Genomic DNA, 5,799 nt, shown 5'->3' on the forward strand with positions numbered 1-5,799 from the left:
CGGCAAAGACGCGGCGACCACCGGTGACCGTGCGGCATCTGGCGATAAAGACCAGACGCCTGAAGACAAGCCTCGCGCCGTCGTCACCGGAGTCGCGGCCGAGTTACGCGAGTTCGCCAAACTCCACGATGAAGGAATTCTGACCGCCGAGGAATACACCGAGCAGAAGAACCGCCTGCTCGGTCGCTGAGTCGCCCGCCGCCGTGTGGCGAAAGCACCGGTTGCCTGGAAGAGGAATGCGCAGCAATGGATTTCGGGATCTATCCGCCGGAGATCAACTCCGGCCGGATGTATACCGGTCCTGGATCGGGGCCGATGATGGCCGCTGCGCAAGCCTGGGGCAGCTTGGCTGACGAGTTGTATACGGCCGCAAGCGCTTATCAGTCGGTGGTGTCGGAGCTGAGCTCCGGGTCCTGGTCGGGCCCGTCGTCCACGGCGATGACGGCCGCGGCCGGGAGTTACGTGGAATGGCTGAGCGCCACCGCTGCACAGGCCGAAGAGACCGCCGCCCAAGCCCGGGCGGCGGCGGCCGGTTACGAGGCGGCGTTTGCGATGACGGTACCGCCGCCGGAGATCGCGGCCAACCGCAGCATGCTGGCGGTGCTGGTGGCGACGAACTTCTTGGGGCAGAACACCCCGGCGATCGCGGCCACCGAGGCGCTGTACGCCGAGATGTGGGTGCAGGACGCGGTGGCGATGTACGGCTATGCGGGATCGTCGTCGGCGGCGACCGTGCTAACCCCATTCAGCTCACCGCATCAGAACACCGATCCAGGCTCATCGGCCAGCCAAGCTGCCGCGGTCAGCCAAGCCACCAGCACATCGGCCGGCAATGTGCAAAGCACGGTATCGTCTGCACAGCAAGCTTTTTCGGCGATTCCCAATGCGCTGCAAAGCCTGGCGACGTCTGATTCGGCAGCCACGGCGCCCGCAGCCACCGACCCGTTGACCACACTCGCGAACTTGATCGCGATCTTTGGGTCGTTGCCAAGCGACCTAGCCTTATTCACCACGATCCTGCCGCAAGACGTTCTCGCCGGGCCGACGGATCTTCCCTACTCCGTGGTGGATTCGGAGACAGGTCAGCACACCGACCGGATCATCAGCGGCTGGAACGGCGAAGATCCCGCTCTTCTGCCAGACGGTATTCCCAACTCCGACTTTCCGGCGACCATCCTCAACCCCAGCCCAACCGCCGCCTCCTCGATATCGGCGGGCATGGCTGATGCGGAAGCGATCGGCGGTTTGTCGGTGCCATCGGGATGGACCGTGGCCGCACCTGAGGTGCAGTCGACCGCTACCGAGGTGCGGCCCACCGCCTTTATGACGCCCCTCACCACCACGAACGCGGCTGCCGCCCCGGCGGCGGAAGCCGGCGCGGCAAACACGTTCAACCAGATGGGGATTGGGGGTGTGGCCGGACAGGCGATGGCCGGCCCACCGGCTGCGGGCGCGAACCAGGACAGCGGCAAGCCGGTGACCCACGCACGGCTAAATGGGCGCGGTCCAAGCGCGGCGAACGACGATGAGGCCGAAGTGATACCCGCACCTCGGACCGTCGTCACCGGGGTCGCGGCCGCGATCCGCGAAATCGCCAGGCTTCGCGATCAGGGACGTCTTACCGAGCAGGAGTACAAGGAGCAGAAGAAGCGCCTGCTCGAGGTCTCCATCGGACACCGACCGTTGAGCTGAGCAGAATCAGCTCACCGCCCGAGCCGACCCTACCGCCAGGTCGCATACTTGCCGCACCGCGTCGTCATCTCCATGACGACTTTGACAGCCGATGCTGATCCGAACCGCTTTGTCGATCAACACAATCCATTGGATGTCATGCCCGGGCCGGAGCTCCCGATAGGTCACAGCGGGGCGACCTGTCCTGGTGCCAGCCGGGTTGAAGTCGATGAACACGCCAGTTGGCTCTGCATCGATTGCATGTCTCAGAGATTCGGCAGTGGCGCTCAGCGTTGCGATTGCAACTTGCGACTGTGTCATATGCAGCGCCACCTCCGGGTTCGATGGCGAGGTGACTTTCACTCGCGCCGAACCCGGCCCGGCGATGACGCGCTGCATCGGCCATTGCACCGGAACCCGCAACGCGACGTGACCTTCCACCAGAAACGTTGTCGGCACGCCATCGCCGGCCGGCACAGCATGCCGGTCCGTCGTGAGCACCCCGAGCGCTCCGAATACCGCAACACTGAGCAGTACGGCCAACAGAATCGGCCCCCAGTGACGGCGATGGCCACGACCTACAGCTTTGGTGCAGTGCGGCTCGTAAGCGCTGCATTCATCCTGAACAATCTGTGCAGCAAGTTTTTTCAAGCCGGCATCGTCGACTCGCACCGCGCTGATGCCGTCGCTAACGCGCAGCCCGTCGACGATCATCGCGGCCAGCGCGCGGGCCTCGCCCACCGTGCTCGACGCATCTATCACCACGGCGGCAGCCGCGCCTGAAGTCATCTCGCAGATGGATCGTATAACCGCCTCGACGACGCATTCGGGTTCTGCACTGCGCGTTTCGGCTACCACCGCGGCGCCCGTGACCACCACGAAGCAGTCAGCAATTTCCACAACCACCGTCGCATTCTGGGACTCGAGCGGGGATGCCTGGATCAACAGCCACGACCGGGGTTGCAGCACAACGTCGCCGGCGATATCCTCTGCGGCCGCGCTGAGCAGATCGATGCGGGCCGGCGCCCACCACGACGGGTAAACGACGATTGCCCGGTCAGAGCTACCGCAGGCATACGAACCCAGCAGCGTTCGCCACAGCGAGTCCACAGTGACCGGGCGGAGGTCAATCAGGGTCACCGGATCGTCGAGGCTAGCGAATGCGGCGGTTACCATCTCATCGTTATCGACTACCCTTTCGCCGCAACATAATTGCCGGATTTTGTTCGGCCCGACCTCAATTACGTGCGTGGTCATGGCAGGGGGCTCCAGGCGACTTGTATCACCTGCGGGCTGTAGCCGCGAGTGATCAGCGTGCCGCGGCCAGGTGGCATGGGTGACGGGCGGACAGACCCAATCATCAGGCCCTCGTCCGGACTTCCGCTCATCAGCAATGCCGTGCACCCAGCATCACGCAAGCCGGCGAGCAGCGGTTCGAACATGGCGCGGGCGGCGCCGCCGCTGCGACGTGCCACCACCAGGTGCAAGCCCAGGTCCTTGGCCTGCGGTAAGAATTCCAGCAGCGCTGACAGCGGATTGCCGTTAGCTGTGGAGACCAGGTCGTAATCGTCTATCACGATATAGATTTCGGGTCCTGACCACCAGGACCGGGTGCGAAGCTGCACCGGGGTAGCGTCCGGTGGCGGTACCCGTTCGCGCAGCCGGCCAGCCAGGCCCGGTAATAGCGCGTCAACGGCATTCGCCGAGGCAAGGTATCCGCCAAGATGTTCGGACTCGGGCACGGCGACGCCGAGCAGCGAGCGGCGGAAATCGATGATGAACAGCTGGGATTGTGCGGCGGTCGTGGTCCGCAGGAGCTCACGGCAAACGATACGCAATGCGGCGGTCTTGCCGCATTGGCTGTCCCCGAGAATCAGGAGATGTGGCTGCTGCGTGAAATCTATCGCTACCGGGCGTAACTCATTCTCCTCGAGACCAATCAGGACATCGGTGTTCGACCCGCTGACTGCCCGCGCAACCACGCTCTGGTATTCGACGTGCCCGGGTAACAGCGGTATTGGGGGCGCGGTGCATCCGCCATGACGACGCCGCAACCTCTCCCCCACTCGCCCATCGGATAGCGCGATCGCCATGTGCAGCCCATCTTCCGAAAGCCCCCTACCTGGCTTGCCCTCAGGCACGAGGTGAGCCCGTCGACGATCCAGTTCGGAATCCGCGGGATCGCCGAGCCGCAGCTCGACCCGGGTCCCGATCTGATCCCTAAGGGCGGGGCGAATTTCAGCCCATCGCGAGGCGGACAGCACCACGTGCACCCCAAATGAGAGTCCCTCAGTAGCGAGGCTGCTGATCGATGCCTCGAGCGTTTCGAATTCACGGCGCAGGATCGCCCATCCGTCAACAACCAAGAAGACATCACCGAAGCGATCGCATCTCGGATCTTGGCTGGCCTTCAGCAGCCGGTACTGCGCCATCGATTGGATCCCATGGTCGCGGAAGACAGTCTCGCGGGTCCGGATGATTGCTTCAAACTGGGCAATCATCCGCCGAGCTAACTGCGGATCTGCTCGACCGGCGACCGAGCCGACGTGCGGCCACTCCCCCAACGACGCCAACGTCCCGCCGCCGAAGTCGAGACAGTAAAACTGCACCAAGCTCGGAGCGTGGGTAACGGCCAGCGCAGTGATCAGCGTGCGCAAAGCGGTCGATTTGCCGGATTGCGGCGCTCCGACTACGGCGACATTGCCAGCGGCCCCGGACAGGTCGACTATCAGCGACGTACGCCTCTGCTCGAACGGGCGGTCCACGATGCCGATGGGAACGGCCAAGCCGGGCCCGGGCGCGCCGGCTGACTCCGCATCGCGCAGAACGGTCTCCAGTGCCGGGGATGCTGCGAGCGGCGGCAGCCACACCTCATGCGCGCGCGGGCCGTGCCGGGAGAGCCGATCGACGACTGTCTGCAGCACGGTGCGCCGCTCACCGGCACCGGCCCTGCCGGTGAGTGTGATCGGCCCGGCCAGATGTGCGGTGAACATCCGCACTGGCCGTGGTTGCTCACCGTCGTCCGCCAAATCGCAAACCCGCTCGCCGCTTTCCGTTTCTGCATGGCACGGACCTGAGACGTACGCGGTCTGGAAGCGAATCAACTCATCAGCGCCGACGCGCAGATACGCGGCGCCCGGCGTGCTGGGCAATTCGTAGCCATCGGCTGTTCCCAGCACCATTCGTGACTCGTTGGCCGACAATGTCTTCAGGCAGACGCGATAAGACAGGTGCGACTCCAACCCGCGAAGTCTGCCTTCATCCAGACGTTGACTGGCGAGCAGCAGATGCATACCAAGCGATCGGCCGAGTCGGCCGATCGCTACAAAGACGTCGGCGAAATCCGGATGCTGGCTGAGCAGTTCGGAAAATTCGTCGACAATGATGAACAACACTGGAAGGGGGCCTAATTGGGCTCCTGCTTGCCGCGCACGGTCGTAGGCGACAATCCCGTCGAGGTTACCCGCCGAACGAAGCGCTTCCTGGCGACGGTTCATTTCACCGGTTAGCGCATCGCGCATTCGGGCGACCAGTGCCGTCTTGTCCGACAAGTTCGTAATGACGGCCGCGACGTGCGGCGCCGGCTCCAAGCCGGCGAAGGTCGCACCGCCCTTGAAGTCAATCAGGGCGAGGTTTAGTGCTTCTGGTGAATGACGGACCATCATCCCGAGTGCGACCGTGCGCAAGAACTCCGATTTGCCCGACCCGGTCGCTCCGATGCAAAGCCCATGCGGCCCCATACCATTTCCGGCGGCCTCCTTGATGTCGAGTTCTAGCGGCGTGCCTATCGCCGTCGTGCCGACCGGAACACGAAGCCGATCGCGTGCACTGCTGCTGTTCCAGCAATCTGTCGCGGCGTAGGAGCCGAGATCGCCGATACCGAGCAGCTCCTGCCATCCCAAGCCGTCGCCCGGCACTGCATCGGGGCGGCCGGCTCGGTATCCCGTCAGTCGTCGCGCACACGTCAGCGCAGCGGTGTAACTCATCTGGTCGGGGCGTCCGGAGACTTGCTCATCGCCGGGTTGCCCGCTCGCCAGCTCGTCCTCGCTCACTCGCACAAGCAGCTCCCTTGTACGTGCAGGGCGATCGTGGCCGGTATCGACCTTCAGCGACATCACGCCGGCGTCG

4 protein-coding genes are annotated in these 5,799 nt (G+C 64.3%); 2 read left to right on the forward strand and 2 right to left on the reverse strand.

All coding sequences use genetic code 11. The annotated features are described in order from the left end of the window. The coding region (locus WB785_RS21610) for an SHOCT domain-containing protein (RefSeq protein WP_424081665.1) at positions 1–190 on the forward strand (190 nt) is incomplete at its 5' end. 56 nt (positions 191–246) lie between these two features. Further along, entirely contained in the window at positions 247–1,692 is a 1,446-nt protein-coding gene (locus WB785_RS21615) for a PPE family protein, SVP subgroup (RefSeq protein ID WP_424081667.1), read from the forward strand. 6 nt (positions 1,693–1,698) lie between these two features. On the opposite strand, the gene WB785_RS21620 is transcribed toward WB785_RS21615, so the two are convergent. Both WB785_RS21620 and eccCb read right to left on the reverse strand, forming a co-directional pair. Continuing rightward, on the reverse strand, positions 1,699–2,811 hold the full coding sequence (locus WB785_RS21620; RefSeq protein WP_424081668.1) for a type VII secretion-associated protein: 1,113 nt from the start codon (positions 2,809–2,811) through the stop codon (positions 1,699–1,701). Positions 2,812–2,924: 113 nt separating this feature from the next. Further along, the coding region (gene eccCb, locus WB785_RS21625) for a type VII secretion protein EccCb (protein ID WP_424081670.1) at positions 2,925–5,799 on the reverse strand (2,875 nt) is incomplete at its 5' end.

It is taken from the genome of Mycobacterium sp. (genome assembly GCF_049585075.1).
Classification (GTDB): Bacteria; Actinomycetota; Actinomycetes; order Mycobacteriales; family Mycobacteriaceae; genus Mycobacterium.